The organism is Halobacillus aidingensis, from assembly GCF_900104185.1.
Classification (GTDB): Bacteria; Bacillota; Bacilli; order Bacillales; family Halobacillaceae; genus Halobacillus; species Halobacillus aidingensis.
Window position 1 is genome coordinate 16,533 of record NZ_FNIZ01000023.1, and the last position, 21,028, is coordinate 37,560.

19 protein-coding genes are annotated in these 21,028 nt (G+C 42.2%); 8 read left to right on the forward strand and 11 right to left on the reverse strand.

The window, feature by feature from the left end; all coding sequences use genetic code 11:
* Positions 1-10: 10 nt before the first annotated feature.
* The 4 genes from BLS23_RS17605 to BLS23_RS17620 form a co-directional block, all read right to left on the reverse strand.
* The gene (locus BLS23_RS17605; protein WP_089654366.1) at positions 11-1,273 is read right to left on the reverse strand and encodes a helix-turn-helix domain-containing protein; all 1,263 of its coding nucleotides are present in this window, start codon (positions 1,271-1,273) and stop codon (positions 11-13) included.
* A gap of 154 nt (positions 1,274-1,427) precedes the next feature.
* A complete protein-coding gene (locus tag BLS23_RS17610; protein WP_089654367.1) occupies positions 1,428-2,063 on the reverse strand; it encodes an SDR family oxidoreductase in 636 nt (211 codons plus the stop codon).
* A gap of 83 nt (positions 2,064-2,146) precedes the next feature.
* Positions 2,147-3,085, reverse strand: a complete 939-nt coding sequence (locus tag BLS23_RS17615; RefSeq protein WP_089654368.1) for a PD-(D/E)XK nuclease family protein — start codon at positions 3,083-3,085, stop codon at positions 2,147-2,149.
* Between the two features lie 38 nt (positions 3,086-3,123).
* A complete protein-coding gene (locus tag BLS23_RS17620; RefSeq protein WP_089654369.1) occupies positions 3,124-3,435 on the reverse strand; it encodes an MGMT family protein in 312 nt (103 codons plus the stop codon).
* Between the two features lie 108 nt (positions 3,436-3,543).
* Here BLS23_RS17620 and thiD point away from each other — a divergent pair, with 108 nt between their 5' ends.
* On the forward strand, positions 3,544-4,347 hold the full coding sequence (gene thiD / locus BLS23_RS17625; RefSeq protein ID WP_089654370.1) for a bifunctional hydroxymethylpyrimidine kinase/phosphomethylpyrimidine kinase: 804 nt from the start codon (positions 3,544-3,546) through the stop codon (positions 4,345-4,347).
* A gap of 603 nt (positions 4,348-4,950) precedes the next feature.
* Here the strand turns inward: thiD and trhO are convergent.
* The 4 genes from trhO to BLS23_RS17645 form a co-directional block, all read right to left on the reverse strand.
* Complete coding sequence (gene trhO, locus BLS23_RS17630; RefSeq protein WP_089654371.1) at positions 4,951-5,892, reverse strand: oxygen-dependent tRNA uridine(34) hydroxylase TrhO; 942 nt, start codon at positions 5,890-5,892, stop codon at positions 4,951-4,953.
* 86 nt (positions 5,893-5,978) lie between these two features.
* The gene (locus BLS23_RS17635) at positions 5,979-7,340 is read right to left on the reverse strand and encodes an MFS transporter (protein ID WP_089654372.1); all 1,362 of its coding nucleotides are present in this window, start codon (positions 7,338-7,340) and stop codon (positions 5,979-5,981) included.
* Positions 7,341-7,526: 186 nt separating this feature from the next.
* Complete coding sequence (locus BLS23_RS17640) at positions 7,527-8,075, reverse strand: cysteine hydrolase family protein (protein ID WP_089654373.1); 549 nt, start codon at positions 8,073-8,075, stop codon at positions 7,527-7,529.
* Positions 8,076-8,133: 58 nt separating this feature from the next.
* Positions 8,134-9,321, reverse strand: a complete 1,188-nt coding sequence (locus tag BLS23_RS17645) for an MFS transporter (RefSeq protein ID WP_089654374.1) — start codon at positions 9,319-9,321, stop codon at positions 8,134-8,136.
* A 296-nt stretch (positions 9,322-9,617) separates the two neighbouring features.
* Here BLS23_RS17645 and BLS23_RS17650 point away from each other — a divergent pair, with 296 nt between their 5' ends.
* From BLS23_RS17650 to BLS23_RS17675, 6 genes are all read left to right on the forward strand, one after another.
* Positions 9,618-10,106: a PTS sugar transporter subunit IIA gene (locus BLS23_RS17650; protein WP_089654375.1), complete on the forward strand. Its 489-nt coding sequence runs from the start codon at positions 9,618-9,620 to the stop codon at positions 10,104-10,106.
* 24 nt (positions 10,107-10,130) lie between these two features.
* A complete protein-coding gene (treP, locus tag BLS23_RS17655; RefSeq protein ID WP_089654376.1) occupies positions 10,131-11,540 on the forward strand; it encodes a PTS system trehalose-specific EIIBC component in 1,410 nt (469 codons plus the stop codon).
* A 24-nt stretch (positions 11,541-11,564) separates the two neighbouring features.
* On the forward strand, positions 11,565-13,247 hold the full coding sequence (gene treC / locus BLS23_RS17660) for an alpha,alpha-phosphotrehalase (RefSeq protein WP_208599193.1): 1,683 nt from the start codon (positions 11,565-11,567) through the stop codon (positions 13,245-13,247).
* A gap of 18 nt (positions 13,248-13,265) precedes the next feature.
* A complete protein-coding gene (gene treR, locus BLS23_RS17665; RefSeq protein ID WP_089654377.1) occupies positions 13,266-13,979 on the forward strand; it encodes a trehalose operon repressor in 714 nt (237 codons plus the stop codon).
* Positions 13,980-14,062: 83 nt separating this feature from the next.
* Positions 14,063-14,581 (forward strand): DUF6933 domain-containing protein, encoded by a 519-nt coding sequence (locus BLS23_RS17670; protein ID WP_244157271.1) that lies wholly within the window; start codon positions 14,063-14,065, stop codon positions 14,579-14,581.
* Between the two features lie 170 nt (positions 14,582-14,751).
* Positions 14,752-16,161 carry an MBL fold metallo-hydrolase gene (locus BLS23_RS17675; RefSeq protein ID WP_089654379.1) on the forward strand — a complete coding sequence of 470 codons (1,410 nt, stop codon included), beginning with the start codon at positions 14,752-14,754 and terminating at the stop codon, positions 16,159-16,161.
* A 173-nt stretch (positions 16,162-16,334) separates the two neighbouring features.
* Here the strand turns inward: BLS23_RS17675 and BLS23_RS22155 are convergent, their stop codons facing one another.
* Both BLS23_RS22155 and BLS23_RS17680 read right to left on the reverse strand, forming a co-directional pair.
* Positions 16,335-16,457 carry a hypothetical protein gene (locus BLS23_RS22155; protein WP_279615131.1) on the reverse strand — a complete coding sequence of 41 codons (123 nt, stop codon included), beginning with the start codon at positions 16,455-16,457 and terminating at the stop codon, positions 16,335-16,337.
* Positions 16,454-17,734: a helix-turn-helix domain-containing protein gene (locus tag BLS23_RS17680; protein WP_089654380.1), complete on the reverse strand. Its 1,281-nt coding sequence runs from the start codon at positions 17,732-17,734 to the stop codon at positions 16,454-16,456. Before BLS23_RS17680 ends, BLS23_RS22155 begins: the two co-directional genes overlap by 4 nt.
* A gap of 318 nt (positions 17,735-18,052) precedes the next feature.
* On the opposite strand from BLS23_RS17680, the gene BLS23_RS17685 reads away from it, so the two are divergent.
* The gene (locus BLS23_RS17685; RefSeq protein WP_089654381.1) at positions 18,053-20,002 is read left to right on the forward strand and encodes an aconitate hydratase; all 1,950 of its coding nucleotides are present in this window, start codon (positions 18,053-18,055) and stop codon (positions 20,000-20,002) included.
* A 46-nt stretch (positions 20,003-20,048) separates the two neighbouring features.
* On the opposite strand, the gene BLS23_RS17690 is transcribed toward BLS23_RS17685, so the two are convergent.
* Positions 20,049-21,002 (reverse strand): ring-cleaving dioxygenase, encoded by a 954-nt coding sequence (locus BLS23_RS17690; protein WP_089654382.1) that lies wholly within the window; start codon positions 21,000-21,002, stop codon positions 20,049-20,051.
* Between the last annotated feature and the right edge of the window lie 26 nt (positions 21,003-21,028).

The window sequence follows — 21,028 nt, forward strand, 5'->3', positions numbered from 1 at the left end:
GACCTTTTTGCTATAGAAGATCTTTCTTTTGAGTATCGCGATAATTGTTTGATTCTTTGTAATACATAGCAGCTTTTTTGTACATACGCTTTTCATAAAATAGATTTCCTAGCATCTCTGTAAATTCTTTGTAGTCTTTATATTCATTAAGTCTTCTGAAATCAGGAATAATTGTGTCTTCTAGTTTTTTAATAAATTCTTCATTTAAAGTTTTTCCATTAAGCATGTACTTTAAAATATAGAATTTGTGCTTATATTTAAGGTAATTATTTTCAACGGCTATATTTTCTCCTTGTTGAATATACTCCTCACACAATTGTTTTTCACCATTATGAAAGCTGGCCAATGCAAGAAGGTATATGGTACCTGCTTTGAAGGGAGTTTCTTTAGTTTCGATGTCATATGCCTTTTGAAGGTAATAGTATGCTTGTTCATATTTTTCTTGGTTAATGTAATTACTTCCAAGGTTGTGGTATATTCGGCGGGTTTCATGGATTGGAAGATGGTATTTTGCAATCTTTAAAACTTTTAACAAATAATCTTCAGCGATTTGCAAAGCGCCTAATGAATTATAATTGATGGCAATAATAATATAGGAGTCGACCATTCGTGAATAATGCAGAGTAGATTTATATAAATCTAATGCACGGAAGGCGTAATGGTTAGACTCAACATAAGCTCTTGATTTTGAGTAAGTGAGAGCTAAATGTAAGTAGACTTCACCTTCATCAAATGGCAATTTCTTCATTAATTTTTCAGTATCATTGAAATGTTGTAAAGCTTGAGGTAGTTCCCCTAAAAATAGGTGATGAACTCCTACGATTTTATGAAAGAAGAATTTATATTCATTTGTTGCATCTTCATAAGTGGTACGAATTTCTTTTAGCTTTTTTTCGTCAATGGGCTTTCTTTCTTTTGTCATGATGTGGCGTACTTCTATTATTTGATACAAATTAACGAGTTCGATGTTTTGGTTGTCTTCTAAAGATGCTTTGCAGTCTTCATATAATTCATCCATTAGAGGGAAGTCTCTCATTTGTGCAGCTTGGTTCCATTCAAGGAGGGCGTTGTGAATCTTTTCATCAAATTCTTCGTTGATGTCGGTTAACTTAATGTTTAGTCTTTCTCCGAGAAGACGGTATATTTCATCGCTGGCATTGATGATGTCGTGCTCAATTTTACTCAAGTAGGAAACTGAGCAAATTCCTGATGCAAGTTCTTCTAATGTTAAATTCTTAAATTTGCGGTGTTGTTTAATTAACGATCCTTTCATATTCACTACTCCTTTAAAGCGCCAATTACATACATTATAGCAAAATACTGTCTCGTTCAATGTATATAATTACCTTTTCAGGGTGTTATAGGAATGGAAGAAGGGCGTTTGATATGTAAAAAGCTCAACCACATGAAGTGGTTGAGCAGTTTCATCAAGATAGTGTCTTCAGGGCTTCTTCGATTTGAGTATCTCCTGAAATCATTTCGAATGTTTTATGGTAAGCGTTTGGTTCTTGTAGGGAAGCGATCATTGTCTTAGCAACGTCTGCGCGAGGAATAGTTCCTCTCTCAACGGTTTCTCCGACCTGGATTTTGCTTGTCCCTTCGTCGTTCGTCAAGCCGCCGGGACGTACAATGGTGTAATCAAGCTCGGTCGTTTTCAGGAAGTCATCCGCTTCCCCTTTCATCTCAAGATAATGCTTCAATTCTTCAGGGCCTCGCTCTGGATCTCCGGCGCCCATGCCGCTCAACATGATAAATTTCTTTATACCTAGATTTTCTGTTGCTTTAGCAAGGTTAATGGCTCCGTCACGATCAACAGCTTCTGTCTGCTCAGCGCCTGTGCTTGATCCTGATCCAGCAGCGAACATGACAGCGTCCATACCTTTAACAGCATAACCGACATCTTTCGTGAGATCAGCGAGAACAGGGGTTCCACCTAATTTTTCAATGGTACCTTTTTGGTCTTCTTTCCGAATTAAACCGTATGGCTCATGACCATCCGCTTTTAAATATTGAATAAGTAGTCGTCCTGTATTTCCATTTGCTCCTGCTACAAGTACTTTCATCTATAATCACGACTCCTTCTGGAAATAAGATTACAATACTTATTTAGCCTGTTTCCGCATCTGGTAAACATACGGACGTGCGGTCAAGAAGGGAAGCAGAGCTCCTGGTAGTTACAACGAGCACAGACCCTCGGGTCATCCTGCATCGGGAATTGCTCTATAGGGAGTGGCTGGTTTTTTTCTGCATCTTCTAAATAGAGCTTCATCTGCTCCATACTGATTTGGTATAAGTGTTGGACATTAATGAGATCCTGCTCTGTTAACTGATGTTCGACATGTGTACCGTCAACTAAATATTCGTTTCGAATGATAATATCGTCAATGGATTCTATTCCGTGCTTATGTTGTAAATATAGAGCATAAAGGGCGAGTTGGTTACGGTCTTCATCGGATGATTTTCCTGTTTTCCAATCCACAATAATCCATTTGCCATTGGTGAGATCCTTATACACAAGGTCCATCACAATATAAACCTTTGCTTCGTCCGTCTTAAGGAAACGGAAGGTTTCGGACTCCATGAACTTCATTTGTTCTTTGTTGCGTACATCCGTGAAGGTTTTGCTGGAGTAAAAATTTGCAACCGTTTTTTGGAGACGATCTGTGATTTTGCGCACCTTCGTTTCCGGGAGAGTGTCTGTCTGGCTGTAGTAGATTTCATGAAGCATGGTATAGTGCTTCGGCCTGTTCATCCATAAATGTTCTTTCTTCGTTGATTCGATAAAACCACGATTCAAGTGATGGCGGACTTCATCAATGAATTCTTGTTCCCCCATAATCGATTGACTCTTTAATACACGCTGAATGGTCTGGTAAATCAAATCATGGACAACGCTTCCGAAGTGCATTTCCAAATTGGTCATTTTTTTTAGACGATATGCTTGTTTGGCTAAGGTGTCTGCAGAACTCAACCAACCATTATGCGAAACATAATAATCGTATGCATATTTTCTTAGGCAGGATAACATCGTTTTATGCCTGGACAAAGACCAGGATAATTCAGGGTATGGTTTTACTTCAAACATGAGTAACATCCTTCGTTAGATTCATAGTTTATTTCTTCCTACTCTTCAAAACAGAGAGGGTCATCGTGCTGGTAATCTCTCATAGATATTTTATCATGAATGACAACAACCCCCTCTTTTTCTAAAAGGTCACGCTGTCTGGAAGGTTCCTTTACAGCAATTTCTCCTTTTGCATTGACCACCCTATGCCAAGGGAGGTCATGCTTTTCGCTCATGCTGTGGAGAGCACGTGCTACTTGCCTTGCCGCTCTCGGATTTCCAGCGCAGGCAGCGATTTGTCCGTATGACATGACGCATCCCTTTGGAATACTACGTATAATTTGAATGATATTTTGTGTGAACGGCTGCATGAATGGGCCTCCTTACTTATATTTTACAGAATGACAAGGCTGTGGGAATAGAAGCCTGCTTCCATTATTGATACAATTTCTATAGATGAAAGAGAGGGGACGATTAGAATGAGCATACCGAAAGTTTTGTCAATCGCCGGCTCTGCTGCACAGGGAAGTGCCGGCATTCAGGCAGATCTTAAAACGTTTCAAGAATTCAATGTATATGGAATGAGTGCTATAACTGCCATCGTAGCGAACAACAACCAAACAGAGCAAGGAATTTTTACCCAGCCAATAGCAGCCATCGAAGCCCAGATCTATGCTGCATTGGAACATGTCGGAGTTGATGCTCTTAAAACAGGCATGCTGTTCACAGAAGACATTATAAAAAAGGTGGGCACTGTTATAAAGGAATCAGGTGTTGCAAATATCGTTGTGGACCCTGTGATGATCGGGAAGATGGGTTCCCAATTATTGAAAGACGATGCGATTGAAGCCTTGACTCAAGAGCTTGTGCCTCTCGCAAAAGTTGTAACTCCTAATTTACATGAAGCAGCAAGGATGCTTCAATGTGAGGTTCCTGAAAACCCTGAGGATATGAAGGTCGTGGCACGGGATCTTTATCACCTCGGCGCGGAGTATGTCCTTGTAAAAGGGGGCAGTTTAAAAGGATATCCTGCTGTAGACATGCTCTATGACGGATCCAGTATTACTGAGCTTGAAACGGAAAGAGTAGAAACCATTCATACGAGCGGGGCAGGGTGTACGTATTCAGCTGCCATAGCAGCAGAACTTGCGAATGGCTACCCTGTTGAAGAAGCGGTCAGACGTGCGAAATCGTTTGTAACCAGTGCTATCCGTCACGCCTTATCCTTCGACCGCGGCATAGGCTCCACCTACCACGCCGCCCATAGAATTATTAGTAATTAAAGTATATGGCGGGATTGTGTAAGACTTGATTTCGAGATGTTTCGTGGTTCGGTGCCATATTGAGCGTCAGGGGTGGTTGGGAAGCTACTCGCTTTCCTGTGGGGGAGCGCCGAGCTTCCTCGGACTGCGTCCTGTGGGATCTCGCCTGTCTCCTTTTCCCACGGGAGTCTCGCAGCTTCCCAACCACCCCATTCGATATATAAGTGATACGAACCCCTATACCAAGTTAGGGTGTCTTCCACCCCACTCAGAAGCAAACATAAAGCGCTCTATATCAAGCTTTCACACTCGGATTGACACTGGGGGAGTTGTATATTATCCACTTCGCTTGAGCATACAGCTGAGTTCCCGAGAATTGGTTTCGAGATACTCCCATGATAAAGGGGCGGAGGGGAATGGGGAGACTCCTGCGGGAAAAGAGTGCTTGGTGAGACCCCGCAAGGCGTCAGCCTGAGGAGGCTGACCGCGCTCCCGCGGAAAGCGAGCCATTCCCCGCAGCACCATCCACTAAACAAAGGCTCGAAACAGAGTCTTCAACAAAACGGAGCATATGTATGATATAAGAAATCCCCTCTTCACGAATGGTGAGAGAGGGGATAAGAGTTAACCGTTGATGCGGTCGTATTTATCAATTTGTTTCTTGCGGACAACATCCCAGCGGTTTTCCGGGTGTTCTTTACATTCTGCTGTACATCCAGCATGCTGCTCTTCTTCACACTCTTTACAGCATACATATTGACGGTTACATACCGGGTTACTGCAGTTGATCATACGATCTTCTGCTTTCCCACAATGTTCGCACTCTGCAATGACCTTTTCTTCCACTTGGTTGATTGGAACAGCGATACGCTCGTCGAATACATACATTTTACCATCGAAGAGCTCACCTTTGACTTCTGGATCTTTGCCGTAAGTCGTGATTCCACCTTCAAGCTGATAGACATCTTCGACACCGTTTTTCTTAAGAATACCTGTCAATTTCTCACATCGAATTCCGCCTGTGCAGTAGGTAAGTACTTTCTTATCCTTCCACTGGTCAGCATTCTCGGCAATCCATTCAGGGAACTCACGGGAGTGATTGACATCCGGCTGAATCGCGTTGCGGAAGTGGCCGATGCGGTATTCATATTCATTGCGGCCGTCGATGACGATGGTATCTTCATCTTTCAGCATTTCATTGAACTCTTTAGGTTTTAAGTGTTTTCCACCGAACGTTTTCGGATCAATATCATCTTCTTCAATACTCCAGTTGACCAGCTCAGGCTTCACGCGGCAATGCATCTTCTTGAATGCGTGCCCTTCATGCTCATCAATTTTGAAGTGGATATCTGCGAAACGCTCATCAGAGCGAACATAGTTCATATATTCTTCCACTTGTTCAACAGTACCTGAAACTGTTCCGTTAATGCCCTCGTGAGAAACGATGATACGTCCCTTCAATCCAAGGTCTTTACAGAATTTCAGGTGGTTTTGGCAATATTCTTCATAGTCAGGAAGGTCGACATACTTATAATACAGCAGAACTCGATAATCTTTTGAGCTCATAAGTGATTCCTCCTAATATTTATATCTATACAGTAGTAAATAACATAAATGTCCATAGTCCATCATATTCGATTCTTAATCGGATTTCAAATGTCAGTTTTTTGAACAAATTCCATACGTCTGATCTTGTATGAATACAGCCACAGGACCAAGGTGGAAGCCGTCATTAAAACGATCAGGGAACCGAACGGTAGGATAAAGTTCTCGGCGGTATAAGGTTGTGAACTAAATTCTAATAATATACCGGCAAGAACAGAACCGGTCGCACTTCCAATGAATTGCATCTGTTGCTTGAGTCCGATTCCGGCACCGATCTGTTCTTTAGGCAGGATTCGTGAAACTTCATTGGTCGAACTTGAAGATAAACTAGAGAACCCGAAACTTGTAAACATATAAGCAATCATAATCATATACGGACTCTTGCCAGCCAGGAAAAAGAAAATTAAGGCTGAAATCATCAGTAAAATTTGAGACAAAAATAGAATTTTGATGTTTCCGTAGGCATCAATCAGTCGTCCTACGTAAATCGCGGCTGCGGCGGATAGCATAGCGCCAGGGAAAATGATAAATCCGATGGCGGCTGCCCCACGTCCATACACTTGCTCCAGCATGATCGGCATTAAAAACAAAACTGCGAAGTGCAAAGTAAAGCCGATGTAGCTTGTAAAGACAATGCGGCGGTAGTGGCTGTTTTTTACAAGTTCTGGCTGGATGAAAGGCGCTTTCGTCCGATTGACTCTCCACCATAGGAGAGAAGCAGACAGGAGACCGCCCAGCAAGTAGTATGGAGTTAATGTTGAAATGTAAAGCAAAAACATGGTGGCGCTGATTCCGGATAACAAACCTCCAATGACATCAAAACGCCCTTTCTCAGCTTTTTCAACAGGCATAAACTTGTACAAAACCGGGATGACGATGAAAACCATAATGGTCACAATGAACAAGTAGTTCCAATCAAGATAGTCTGTAATCAACCCACCAATGACTGGACCAAGGCCGAACCCTAAGGATGTTGCAGAAGCAATCAGCGCATAGGCGCTTCCTCGTCTCGTCATCGGGATGTACCTCCCGGCGAAGACCATGGATAAACCAGGGATCGCTGCCGCTCCTGCCGCCTGGCATAACCGAGCAATCAACAACCAGACGTAACTGTCCGCCAAAAATCCGATGATGGAAGAAAGGCTGAAAATACAGATCCCTATCGTTAATAATGTCCGAATCGGCATATAGTCAGACAGGCGTGTAAAGGTAATCGTGAAAATCGCTAACACAATCGAATAGCCGGAAACAACCCATGCTCCTTCTGAAGGCATGAGCGAGAAATCTTTTAATATATTTGGTAAAGCGATGTTGAACATCGTCGTATTCATAACAACAATTAAAATCGTAGCGGCTAAAATGAAGACCGTACGAAAATGTTCCTGGGAAGGACGAGAGGTCAGTGGCATATCGTCTCTTCTTCCTTTCTTTTATTTCATTAGACACTCGAAATACTATACCACAAGTTTCCTAGAGAGAAAAATGACAAGCGTAAAAACTCCCGTTGCCGGCAGCAACGGGAGTTTTTTATGATCTGGAAATTTCAAGTTGGACATACTTTCCTTTGGAGATACATCCAGGCAGAGCCTGTGGTGTTATAGAATTTTCGCGCCCAGAGTGGACTCGAAATGTGAAAGAGCCCATGTATGGCCAGCTTCATTAAAGCTTGCGACTCCATCCTTGTGTACATGAATGTGGTAACCAAGATTATAAGCATCGATGGCTGAGTGGAGCACACAGATATCTGTACAGACTCCGACAAGGTGGAGATCCGTGATCCCGCGTTCTCTCAGTTTCAAGTCCAAGTCTGTTCCGGCGAAGGCGCTGTAACGGGTTTTATCCATGTAAAGAGTATTCGGCTCATGCTTATTTTCTTTATAGAGTTTTTGAAGCGATCCGTACAACTCCCGTCCTTTCGTTCCCCGGATGTTATGAGGAGGAAAAAGGTCTGTCTCGGGATGGTAAGGGTCACCTTCTTCGTGAACATCTACCCCGAACACGACTAAGTCATTCTCATTCATAAATGTCTCCGTTACATCATGGATGTATTTTTCCAAAGCTTGAGCGGGTGGTCCACAGGTCAATGCTCCATCATTTTTTACAAAGTCGTTCGTATAATCGATGATGATTAAAGCCCGTTTCATTATATCCCCTCCGATGTCTTTACACTTATCTTAACAGATGCGAGAAAGAAACGTGCACTTAATAGCCGGGAATATGCTTTGCGGAGGTCATGCTTTTATTCATTGCCAGAAACAATAGTGATCCCGAGATAACAAGGAGTGCACTTGTAACGAAAAATACCATAGAAAAGCCATAAAACCCTGCAATCATTCCGCCCATTGACGGACCGATGATATTCCCAAGGAAACGGATACTCGTGTTGTAACCTAATACCTCACCTTGCATAGCAACTGGAGCCTCTTGTCGGATGTAAGCGGTCCGGACAGGAATAATACCACCGATGGATACGCCTAATAGAAAGCGGAGAACAACCAGCTGCCAGATATTCGTAACGAAGGCAGCGGGGAGGTAAACGATTCCTGCCATGAACAAAAGGAATACGAGAATCTTCACATAACCGATTCGATCGGCGATTTTCCCCCATTGTTTGGCCATCATTAAGTTCCCGAGCCCTGCAGCTGAGAAGGCGATTCCTGAGAACAAGGCTAAATTTTCTGGCCCGTGTAAATCACCAACGAATAATGAAAGAATCGGTTGAATACTGAAATGGGCAATTTGGACAAATAAAGAAACAATCATAACCATTAATAACACAGGGTGCTTGAAAATATGCGCAAGAACCTCTCTGGATTGATAGCTTGTTTTTTCATGGTCTCCTTCTTTTTTAATACGCTGTTCATGAATGCCAAAGTAAACTATAAGAGCAGACAGAGCGACTGTGATGGATACATATTGAAAAGTGGTCGCATAGCCAATGGAATCAGCAATCCAACCTCCGAGCAACGGCCCCATTAAACTTCCGGTAATGCTTCCTGTCTGCAATGAACCTAGAACTTGACCGGCGATATTTTTAGGCGTTTGGGTAGAAATCAATGCTTGTGACATGGGGATAAATCCCGTGAAGATGCCCATGAATAAACGGAGAAGAAAAAGCTGCCACACGGATGTGACGAATCCCATAAGAAATACGGAGAGCGCGAGCCCTGTAGCAGAGATAATTAAAATGTTCTTTCTTCCATATTTATCTCCAATTTTCCCCCAGATTGGGGAACATAGAAAAGCGGACACGAACGTAATGCCGAAAACCCATCCAGACCAGGTCTGGACATAGGCCTCTGTATAATTTCCGAGTTCTTCGATATATAAAGATAAAAACGGCAGGACCATTGTAATACTTCCGGCTATAAAGAAATTGGCAAACCACATGATCCACAGGTTCCGTTTCGCCCGAGATTCGTTAGTAAGGATAATATCCCTTCTTCCTATTTATTTCGACACCCTAAATACATAACATAATTCTTAAAAAAGGGGAACCGTAAACGACCTAATTCCAGCAACTTTTTTACATTTATAAGTTTCTTATTGATAAGGAAGGGAATTCCATTTATATTGTCGGGTTGTTAACGGTTGCAAAACATGTATATACAAATTATAATCATAATTAATTGATGTATATACAAGTTATAAGAGCTTCATTGAAAGCGTTTGAGGAGGAGAAACATATGTTTAAGAAATTGTTTGGAAATAAAGAGACAGAATTGAAAGTGGCTTCACCATTAACTGGAAAGAAGGTGGCATTGGAGGAAGTGCCGGATCCTGTGTTTTCTCAGAAAATGATGGGTGAAGGAATTGCAGTGGAACCAAAAGACGGTGAAGTACTTAGCCCTGTAGAAGGTACAATTGTTCAATTGTTCCCAACGAAGCATGCGGTAGGCTTGGAAACGAAAAGTGGTGCAGAAATTCTAATCCATATTGGTCTTGAAACCGTTGCAATGGAGGGAGAAGGCTTTGAAGCTTTTGTGTCTCAAGGGGACAAGGTGAAAGTAGGAGACAAATTGATTTCCTTCGACTTGGATCTCGTGAAAGAAAAGGCGAAGAGTACAGTAACACCAATCATTGTCACAAACAGCGATGATTTTGATACGCAGGTAGCTGAAGAAGTTGAATTGATCGCCGGTTCTACACCATTAATGACTGTGAATAAAAAGTAAAAAACACATCGGGAGGTAGGGAAAATGAACCATAAAAAACAGGCCGAACAGATTTTAGAAGCGATCGGCGGGAAGGAAAACTTGTCTGCTGCAACCCACTGTGTCACACGTCTTCGTTTGGCGTTACATGATGAAGGCATTGTCGATCAGGAAAAACTGAACAATATTGATGCTGTGAAAGGATCTTTTTCAACAAACGGTCAGTTTCAAATCGTCGTCGGACAGGGGACTGTTGATAAAGTTTATAAAGAGTTTGTAGCTCTTGCCGGTGTTGGAGAATCTTCTAAAGAAGAGGTGAAAGAGGCTTCCAAGGGGAATATGAATCCTCTTCAACGAGCAATCAAAACACTTGCCGATATTTTCATTCCGATTCTACCAGCGATCGTAACCGCTGGTTTGCTGCTTGGTATCAATAATATCTTGACTGCGGAAGGAATCTTCTGGGACAAACAGTCCATTATTGATGTGTATCCACAGTGGTCAGGAATAGCGAACATGATCATCATCATAGCCAATACTGCCTTCGTGTTCTTACCCGGGCTCATTGGTTGGTCCGCGGTTAAAAAGTTCGGTGGTAGTCCAATTTTAGGTATTGTCATAGGTCTTGTGCTTGTACACCCTGACCTATTGAATGCCTGGTCTTACGGGGATGCCGTAGCTGAAGGATCTGTACCAACATGGGACTTATTCGGATTAACCGTTGAGAAAATCGGTTACCAGGGACAAGTCCTGCCAGTCCTTGTTGCGTCTTATTTGTTGACTAAGATCGAACTATTCTTACGTAACCGTATCCCTGATAACATTCAGTTGTTATTCGTCGGACCGATTTCCTTGTTAGTGACAGGTTTCTTGACGTTCATCATCATTGGACCAATTACATTTGCAATCGGTAACTGGATTACAGACGGCCTTGTCGCTACCTTTGATACATTCGCTTGGTTAGGCGGTCTTATTTACGGTGGTCTATACGGTGTACTCGTCATTACAGGAATGCACCATACGTTCCTTGCCGTTGATATTCAGCTAGTTGGCAGCACGGGAACAACGTTCTTGTGGCCGATGCTTGCTCTATCCAACATCGCTCAAGGTTCTGCCGCATTCGCTATCTGGTTAGCTTCAAAAGATGATAAGCTCAAAGGTTTGAGTGTATCTTCTGGTATTTCTGCATGGCTCGGGATTACAGAACCAGCTTTATTTGGAGTGAACCTGCGCTTTAAGTATCCATTCATTATTGCCATCACCTCTTCCGCTCTTGCCGGCCTTTATATCTCAGCACAAGGTGTATTGGCAAGTTCCATCGGAGTCGGTGGTGTGCCGGGGATCTTCTCGATCGTTGCGGAGTACTGGCTAGACTTTGCTATCGGTATGGTCATCGTCATTGTCCTGCCGCTAGTAGGAACGTATCTCTATGCGAAGCGTAAAAAAGACGTATAAAAATTAAAAAACGGTGGTGCTACAATGATTGAACAACCTTGGTGGAAAAAAGCTGTCGTTTATCAAATTTATCCGAAAAGTTTCAATGACACGACAGGGAACGGTGTCGGTGATATCCAGGGAATTATTGAGAAACTGGATTACTTGAATAAACTCGGGGTCGACGTCCTTTGGCTGACCCCGATGTACAAGTCTCCACAAAATGATAATGGATATGACATTAGTGATTATTACGATATCCATGATGAATTCGGGACGATGCAGGATTTCGAAACACTGCTTGAAGAAACGCATAAGCGTGGCATGAAACTGATTATGGACATCGTCGTCAACCACACCTCAACGGATCATCAATGGTTTCAGGAGGCCAAAAAGTCGAAAGATAATCCGTATCGTGATTATTACATTTGGCGTGACCCTGTGAATGGGGAGGAGCCGACGAATTGGCAGTCTAAATTTGGAGGCAATGCCTGGGAGTATGATGAAAAAACAGGCCAGTATTACTTGCACTTGTTCGATGTCACTCAGGCCGATTTGAACTGGGAAAATGAACAGATGCGTGAAGATATCTATGAAATGATGCGCTTCTGGGGGGAAAAAGGGGTGGATGGCTTCCGTCTGGATGTCATCAACTTGATCTCGAAAAACCAGGAGTTCCCTAACGATGATGGAAGTGTTGCCCCTGGTGACGGGCGGAAATTTTATACGGATGGACCTCGGGTGCATGAATTCATGCAGGAAATGAACCGTGAAGTTTTCAAACCTTATGATCTTATGACCGTTGGAGAAATGTCTTCGACGAGCATTGAACATTGCGTCAAATACACGGCTCCAGATCGTGATGAGCTGAGTATGACGTTCAGCTTTCACCATTTGAAAGTGGACTATCCGAACGGTGAAAAATGGACAGTCGCTGATTTTGATTTTCATGAGTTGAAGCAGATCCTTTCAAGGTGGCAGCGCGAAATGAATGCAGGAAATGGCTGGAATGCTTTGTTCTGGTGTAACCACGACCAGCCCCGCGTATTGTCAAGGTTTGGGGACGATGAAAACTATCCGGTAGAGTCCGGGAAAATGCTTGCAACGACCATTCACATGATGCAGGGAACGCCATACATTTACCAGGGTGAAGAATTCGGAATGACAAACCCTAAATTCGCAAGCATTGACCGTTACCGTGATGTCGAGTCCCTGAATATGCATGAAGAGTTAAAAGCAAAAGGTGTCAGTGAGGAAGGAATCATAGAGATTTTAAAACAGAAGTCTCGTGACAATTCTCGTACTCCTGTACAATGGAATAGAGAAGAAAATGCCGGCTTTACTGAAGGAACCCCTTGGATTGATGTCGCGGATAATTACAAAGAAATCAATGCAGAAGTGGTGATGAACAAAGAGAACTCCATTTTCAACCACTATCAAAAATTGATCGAACTGCGTAAATCTCACGACATCATAACCCATGGAGATTATCGTTTGTTGGTACCAAACCATAATCAGGTCTTCGCTTATCTTCGTGAATGGAATGGGGAACAGTTGCTTGTTGTGAATAACTTCTATGGTGAAGATACGACGTTCACATTACCAGAAGATGTTCAGGTATCTGGTGAGGCTGACATTCTTCTAAGCAACTATGAAGATTCAGCAAAGGATTACCGTGAAATCAGCCTTCGCCCATACGAGTCGGTCGTTTATCATCTTACCGATTAACAGGTGAGGGGGCATAGAATGAAAAATAAATATGTCGAGATTTATCATAAACTCGTCAAAGACATACAAAAGGGAGAGTACGCCGCAGGTGGTACTCTCCCTTCTGAACATGATTTGTGTGCACGATTTGAGACATCAAGAGAGACGATACGTAAAGCTTTAACCCTGCTTTCCCAGAATGGTTACATTCAAAAAGTACGCGGGAAAGGTTCTGTGGTGCTGGACCGGGATAAATTCGAGTTTCCGGTATCAGGTTTGACGAGCTTCAAGGAACTCTCGGAACGATTGGGCCAAAGTTTTCAAACACATGTCCATGAACTGACTCTTGTCAAAGAGGCGGAAGTCTGCCGTCAGCTCAACTGCCAGGAAGGTTCTCACTTATGGAAGGTCGTACGATCAAGAGAAATTGGCGGTGAACGAATCATTTTAGATAAAGATTTTTTGAGGCAGGATCTTGTCCATGACCTGACAAAAGATATTGCCGAAACTTCTCTTTATCACTATATCGAAAATGAACTCGGACTTGATATCAGCTTTGCGAAAAAGGAAATTGTTGTTGAACCGGTGACGGTTGAAGATGAAGAATTTCTGGATTTGAATGGACATGATCAAGTCGTGGTGATTCGCAGTTATGTCTATTTAGGAGATACGACAGCCTTTCAATTCACAGAATCCAGACACAGACCGGATAAATTTCAATTCGTCGATTTTGCGCGGAGAACAAAGGTATAATGTGAAGAGGAACCACTTTTTGGTTCCTCTTTGTTTTTTAACCTATACACGTTAGAATAAGAATATCGACTAGTAAGGACGAGGTGGACAAATTGTTCGTAATCGGAGCAACAAAAAAGTTACAAAACGAAATTGATCAACCGATTGAAAATGTAGAAGAATACCAGAATGTACCAGAGATTTACCAATGGCATGCGAATGTTGTTACCATTAATCGAAGGAAATGTCTTCTCTTAATGAATAATGCAACAGGATTGAACTTGACATTGTTTGGCTTAAGAAAGCAGCAATTCCAACATCTCGACAGTGTCATTAAAGGTTCCCTAAAGCAATTGTTTCAACTGTTAGGGGTAGAGAAAAAGGTCGCTGATCAAATGTTAGACGCGGCTGATGAAATCGTTTATACGAAAACGAAGAGCCGGAAGGTACTTGGTATGCTGAACGAGATTAAATTTTTCTCTGAAGATATGGCAGCAGGTAAAGCGTACGAAGATATAGATGCTGCTGAAATTAATCAATTTAATAATAAAGAACTTGTATTTTCTAATTTGGAACACATCAAGACTTATAAAGAATTTATTCATTACTTTGAACAGCAGTAGTGCCTAGTCACTGCTGCTGTTTTTCTTTATCGTTGTTCACGAATTTGAATACGTATCCTTTATGAAGGATTTTATTGCTTAGGTGGATAATAATAATAAAGGGTTATGTTTCTTTTATACACATGAGGGTATATTACATAACAAGGATTTCATAAATGGAGGGTTATTGAATGTTTTTTAAATCTTATTTTGATGAAGAGTTAGCGCAAATGTCTTACATGATTGGCTGCCAAAAGACAGGGGAAGCCATGGTCGTTGACCCTGCCCGGGATTTATCTCCTTATTATGAAACAGCCAAAAAGGAAGGGTTTCACCTGGCTGCAGCTGCCGAAACCCATATCCACGCAGACTTCCTTTCAGGTGCGAGAGAACTGGCTAACGCCGAAAAGGATTTGAAATTGTATCTATCCGATGAAGGTGATGACGATTGGAAGTATCAATACCTTAATGAAATCAATCACGAACTTGTGAAAGATGGCGATGAAATTTATGTAGGGAATGTGAGACTTGATGTTATTCACACCCCTGGCCATACCCCTGAAAGCCTTTCTTTCTTATTGACTGACGAAGGGGGAGGTTCATCGGTACCTATGGGAATATTTACAGGGGACTTTGTCTTCGTTGGTGACGTAGGGCGTCCGGATTTGCTCGAGAAATCTGCCGGAGCCGAGGGCACAGCAAGCAAAGGTGCTGCGGATATGTATCAATCCGTCCAGCGCTTCAAAGAACTGCCTGATTACGTGCAAGTATGGCCGGGGCACGGGGCAGGTAGTGCCTGCGGGAAATCATTAGGAGCCGTCCCTTCTTCAACTGTAGGTTATGAAAAAGAGAACAACTGGGCTTTAAATCACACAGATGAAAAAGCATTCACAGAAGAATTGCTGGATGGACAACCAGAACCGCCTAAGTATTTCTCCATGATGAAAAAGCTGAATAAAGAAGGCCCGTCTCTTGAAAAGGAAAGAGATGTGGAGGGAATTTCCGTGTCTGATGTGGGGAGCTACATGTCTGATGAGTATATGGTTGTGGACACAAGACCATCATCTGAGTTCTCAAACGGTCATTTAAAAGGGACAATCAACATTCCTTATAATCGTTCATTTACAAATTGGGCAGGCTGGCTGATTGAATATGATCAAAAGATCGTAGTCGTCGCATCCAAAGAAACCATTCCAGCGATTAAGCGTTCCTTAGAATCTATCGGTTTGGATGATCTAGTCGGTTATGTGGATGAATCAGAAATCAATGGCTATGGTGGATTAGAAACGTATGCAAGCATTACAGCAGAAGAACTCGAGAACAAATTCAGAGGACACGAAGATTATGTCATCATTGATGTAAGAAATGATAGCGAATGGGATGATAATCACATCGAAGAAGCCCAGCACATCATGCTTGGGAAGTTAAAAGAAAGCATCAAGGACGTACCTGACGATAAAACACCGATTGTTCATTGTCAGTCAGGCATGAGATCAGCGATTGCTGCAAGTTTACTGCAGGCTTTTGGTTATAAGGATGTTTTGAACTTGAAAGGTGGATTTTCAGCCTGGAAAGAGCATAAAGAAAAAGTGAACTCTTAATTACTCAAAAGCCTGCCCTGTTATCAGGGCAGGCTTTTTTGTGCAAAAAAAAAGACCTCTACCATAAAGATAGAGGCAAAAGTTTGTATAGGTATAGGATTAGGGGAGGTGTTAATTATATAAAAATTGAATTAACACACAAAATTAAAAACTTAAATCAATATTGCAGAAAATTAAATTTGATCCACAACTAGTGGTCGAGGATGAGCTTCATCTGCAGTATTAGTATAATTAATATCCGCAGTTAATGATAAAACAACCCCTAGTATAGCAAGTAAGCCTACTAGTTTTTTCATAATAACATTCCTCCTAAATTAGAGTATTTATTTAGTAAATCAATTGCTAACCTTAGGTATCTTGAAGATTTTTTATAACTTCTCTCAGCTTCTAGAAGGTCTGAAACGATCATGCAATACCTTATTACAAAGCGATGCTGTTTTTTTTCTTGGAAATGTGGGATTGCAACATTTTCTAAATACTGAGCTGTAGTTACATCTTTATTAATTAACATAGTATAGATGTTCAAGTGTATTCTAGCAGTAGATGTATCCCTTGTAGTTGAATCCAGATAAGTTTGACCCTCACTGATCCATTTCTTACAATCATCTAATCTGCCAATTTTGTATGTTTCAAATACTAAACAGTAAATAGCTTCAAATATTTCATGTACTGATGCTCTGCCTGTTTTATAAGATAAGCTCTTTTGGTAATTCATTAGAGCTGCCTCAAAATTACCTCTTCTGGACTCTATGACTCCAATATTATGATATACAAGTCCTAGCTGATAGTTGTCTTGTGTTTGAGTAGCAATCTTACTAACAAGATGATAGTTTTCTAGTGCTTTTCCATAATTTTTAAGTCTGCCATAATTAATACCTAAAAGAATATGACAATCCGCGCTTTTTACCAAGTTGTACTGTTGCTGGTATATGGTTAAAGCTTGATCAGCATTAAAGATTGATGCTGATATATTGTTTGCTTGACTAGCACTCAGAGCGAGAAGATAGTATAAATCACTTTCTTCCCAGTCTTCTAAATCAATTGAAACACTGTAATTTTTAGCTTCCATCAACTTGAGGTAGGAGTCTTCAAAGTCTCCACGGTAATAACTGACTAGGCCTGAACTTAAGTGGAAATAATACTCCATCTCATCATCAAATGTATCCTCATGCTGGCGGATATTTTTCCATGCTTCATAAGCCTCCTCCACCTCGTTTTCTAACAGCAGATGGCGAATGCGGAACAGCTCGAAAAATATATACAAATGATGATTATTCAGCGTATCTTTTTGTTGTATAAGTTCTTCCTTTAACTCCCTGGCCTCTTCTTTCCGTTTGAAGACGATCATCTCATACCATTCCTTCAAACTTTCCTTGGAAGGGTGATGATAAGAAGAGTCATGGAAATCGAGTCCGAGACGTTCGTAGAGGTGTTCAAGTACCTCGAACGCGGGAACGGTTTGGTCGTTCTCAATCTTAGACAAATACGCCGGCGAGATTATCCCATCTGCAAGCTGGTTCTGTGTCAAACCCTGCTTCACACGATGGAATCGAAGCACTTTACCATATTCCATTTTTCTCACACCTAGTTGATCAACTGTTGATTTTTCAGAGTGTTTGCTCTTTCAAATCTATATTTAGAATACATGTTCGTTCTGGGATTTTCAACAAAATTCACTAGTTTCCCAAGTCGGGAAAATTTTGTGGCTTTAAGGGGACTTTGGAAGGGGGACTTTCATAGAATTCCATTTAATGGGTCTTTTCGCATTTGTAAAGGAACTTTTTGGAACCTATGAGTAATCATACAACATTAAGGGTATAAAAGGTATAGGAATTTTATAAAAAGTATCATCAAGACCGTCATCAACTACAAGTGAGAAGGAGGAATAAATGTGGGATATAATGTCACACAAAAATTGATTAAGGATCACTTAGTAGAGGGGGAGATGAATCCGGGATCGGAAATTGGTTTGAAAATTGATCAAACGCTTACACAGGATGCGACCGGTACAATGGTTATGCTCGAACTGGAAGCGATGGGTATTGATCAGGCAAAAACGGAAGCTTCCGCTCAGTATGTGGATCATAATTTGATTCAGGAAGATAGTAAAAACCCTGATGATCACCTTTTCCTTGAAAGTGCAGCTAAGCGCTTCGGTCTGCACTTCAGTAGACCTGGAAATGGTGTGAGCCACCCTGTTCATATGCAGCGATTAGCGAAGCCTGGGAAAACGTTACTTGGTTCGGACAGCCATACATGTGCGAATGGCTGTATGGGGATGCTTGCCATGGGTGCTGGCGGGATTGACGTAGCCATGGCTATTGCCGGTGAACCTTTTTATGTGAAAATGCCGAAAGTCTGGGGAGTGAAAGTGACTGGAGAGCTTCCAGACTGGGTGAGTGCAAAAGATGCCATTTTAGAGATGCTCAAAAGGCATGGGGTTAAAGGCGGGGTCAACCATGTCTTTGAATACTATGGTCCTGGTTTGAAAAACTTAACGGCTATGGACCGTCACGTAATTGCAAACATGGGTGCTGAGCTTGGAGCCACAGGCACGGTCTTTCCATCAGATGAAGAAACGAAACGCTTTATGAAGCTTCAAGGAAGAGAAGATGAGTGGCTTGAACTTGTCGCAGATGATGATGCGACCTATGACGTTCACGATGAGCTGGATCTTTCTTCATTAGGTCCAATGGTGGCCAAGCCATCGAGCCCGGGTAATGTGGTTCCAGTAGAAGAAGTAGAAGGGGAGCCGATTTATCAGTCTTACATCGGTTCGTCAGCGAACCCTGGATACAGGGACTTTGCGATTGCTTCGAAAATCGTAGAAGGACGGCACATTGCAGATGGGGTATCTTTTGATTTGAACCCAACTTCGCGTCAAATGCTGATTGATTTATCTCAAGAAGGTCATATTGCTAACTTTCTTCAAGCAGGAGGACGGTTGCACCAGGCCGGATGTAACGGTTGTATCGGAATGGGACAGGCACCTGCGACAGGAAGGAATAGTTTGCGTACGACCCCGAGGAACTTCCCGGGACGCTCAGGTACGAAAGAAGATAGTGTTTTCTTATGCAGTCCTGAAACCGCAGCTGTTTCAGCACTGACAGGTAAAATTACAGACCCTAGAAAATCAAACTTTGGATTTCCACAGGTAAAGGACTTGGATAATCCAACGGTGGATACAAGATTACTTGATGAACCTTTACCTTTTGAGGAAGCCAAAGATGTAGAGTTGGTCAAAGGTCCAAATGTGGCCTCCATTCCTGAGATGGGTGAACTGCCGAATGATATGGAATTGCCTATTTTACTGAAAATGGGAAATGATATATCCACGGATGAAATCTTAGCGGGCGGAGCACGTGTTCTTCCATATCGAAGCAATCTGCCCGAAATCAGCAAGTTCACATTCGAAATTGTTGATGAAACCTATTATGATCGTGCTATGAAAGTGAGAGATGACGGAGGACATGCAGTCGTCGCTGGAGCAAACTACGGACAGGGATCGAGTCGTGAACATGCGGCTCTCGCACCGAAGTACCTGGGACTTAAGGTGGCCATTGTGGAAGATTTTGCCCGTATCCATTGGCAGAACCTTGCTAACTTTGGAGTGTTGCCATTAACCTTTACAGATCCATCCGATCTTAATGACTTAGAGCAAGGAGACGTACTTGTATTCAAAGGTCTGAGAGACAAAATCAAGCAGTCTCCTCAAGTGGAAGTTGAAGTGAAAGGGAAAGATAAAACCCTCAAACTTGAACATGCCCTTTCTGATCGTCAAATTGAAATTATGCAGATGGGCGGTTTAATCAACTGGGTCAAAAATAGGTTAGAAGCATAAAAAATTCCGGCAGGTTACGAACCTGCCGGAATTTTTTTGCTTGCTTTTATGACCGTGACGTATCCAAAGGAGTCAAGTCTTCTTCAATCTCCTGACGTTTGTGCTCTAAGAAAGGGGGAAGAGCAAGGCTCTCTCCAAGATGATCGATGTCCTCATCTGTAGCAAATCCAGGTCCATCCGTAGCTAGTTCAAAAAGGATGTGATTGGCCTCCCTGAAATAAAGGGATTTGAAGTAATAACGATCGACAAGGCCAGAGTTAGGGTAACCTGCGGCTTGGATGATTTCATGCCATTTCTTGAGTTCATCTTCATTATTTACACGGAATGCCACATGGTGAACGCTTCCGCGGCCAGGTTTTTCGGGCTGTTCATCGGGCTTTTCTTCCACATGAACTTCTGCACCTGTTCCTCCTTCGCCGGTTTCATAGACGTCCCATTGCTCATAGGATCCTTTTTTTCGAAATCCTAAGAGCTCGGTCAGGACTTTTTCTGTTTTAGCTGCTTCGTTCACGGTAAGGTGAACGGGACCAAGTCCGGTAATTCCGTATTCCTCAGGAACGGAAGAATGTGCCCATGCTTTTCCGGCTTCCACTCCACTGTTATTTTCATCGGATATGAGAATGAGCCGCTGTCCCTCAGGGTCTCGGAAGGAGAGCGTCTTTCGGCCGAGTCTTTCTTTTATATCATCTTGTTCGACAGAATGCTCTTCAAAGCGTTTCTTCCAATACTCCAGAGCTTCATCGCTTTTTACACGAAGCGATGTGGTAGAAATACTTCTCGTTCCAGGATACGTATGTCCTGCTCGGTGGATCTCGAAAAAGGTGAGGTCCGTTCCGGGTCGACCTTTCTCATCTGCATAGAACAAATGGTACATGGATGGGGCATCCTGATTGACCGTTTTTTTGACTAAGCGCATGCCCATAACATTTGTATAAAAATCGTAATTGCGTTTTGCATTAGCGGTTATAGCTGAAACGTGATGAATGCCCTTGAGTTGCATGGTCATTCCTCCTTGTTTTCAATAAT

Excerpts from the sequence above, each read along its gene's own strand:
- BLS23_RS17620 (WP_089654369.1), bottom strand. The coding sequence starts at position 3,435 with ATGCAGCCGTTCACACAAAATATCATTCAAATTATACGTAGTATTCCA.
- BLS23_RS17640 (WP_089654373.1), bottom strand. The coding sequence starts at position 8,075 with ATGAAACGGGCTTTAATCATCATCGATTATACGAACGACTTTGTAAAA.
- trhO (WP_089654371.1), bottom strand. The coding sequence starts at position 5,892 with ATGAGCTCAAAAGATTATCGAGTTCTGCTGTATTATAAGTATGTCGAC.
- BLS23_RS17675 (WP_089654379.1), top strand. The coding sequence starts at position 14,752 with ATGTTTTTTAAATCTTATTTTGATGAAGAGTTAGCGCAAATGTCTTAC.
- BLS23_RS17645 (WP_089654374.1), bottom strand. The coding sequence starts at position 9,321 with ATGTGGTTTGCCAATTTCTTTATAGCCGGAAGTATTACAATGGTCCTG.
- BLS23_RS22155 (WP_279615131.1), bottom strand. The coding sequence starts at position 16,457 with ATGAAAAAACTAGTAGGCTTACTTGCTATACTAGGGGTTGTTTTATCA.
- BLS23_RS17680 (WP_089654380.1), bottom strand. The coding sequence starts at position 17,734 with ATGGAATATGGTAAAGTGCTTCGATTCCATCGTGTGAAGCAGGGTTTG.
- treC (WP_208599193.1), top strand. The coding sequence starts at position 11,565 with ATGATTGAACAACCTTGGTGGAAAAAAGCTGTCGTTTATCAAATTTAT.
- BLS23_RS17615 (WP_089654368.1), bottom strand. The coding sequence starts at position 3,085 with ATGTTTGAAGTAAAACCATACCCTGAATTATCCTGGTCTTTGTCCAGG.
- BLS23_RS17650 (WP_089654375.1), top strand. The coding sequence starts at position 9,618 with ATGTTTAAGAAATTGTTTGGAAATAAAGAGACAGAATTGAAAGTGGCT.
- BLS23_RS17605 (WP_089654366.1), bottom strand. The coding sequence starts at position 1,273 with ATGAAAGGATCGTTAATTAAACAACACCGCAAATTTAAGAATTTAACA.
- thiD (WP_089654370.1), top strand. The coding sequence starts at position 3,544 with ATGAGCATACCGAAAGTTTTGTCAATCGCCGGCTCTGCTGCACAGGGA.
- BLS23_RS17635 (WP_089654372.1), bottom strand. The coding sequence starts at position 7,340 with ATGCCACTGACCTCTCGTCCTTCCCAGGAACATTTTCGTACGGTCTTC.
- treR (WP_089654377.1), top strand. The coding sequence starts at position 13,266 with ATGAAAAATAAATATGTCGAGATTTATCATAAACTCGTCAAAGACATA.
- treP (WP_089654376.1), top strand. The coding sequence starts at position 10,131 with ATGAACCATAAAAAACAGGCCGAACAGATTTTAGAAGCGATCGGCGGG.
- BLS23_RS17610 (WP_089654367.1), bottom strand. The coding sequence starts at position 2,063 with ATGAAAGTACTTGTAGCAGGAGCAAATGGAAATACAGGACGACTACTT.
- BLS23_RS17690 (WP_089654382.1), bottom strand. The coding sequence starts at position 21,002 with ATGCAACTCAAGGGCATTCATCACGTTTCAGCTATAACCGCTAATGCA.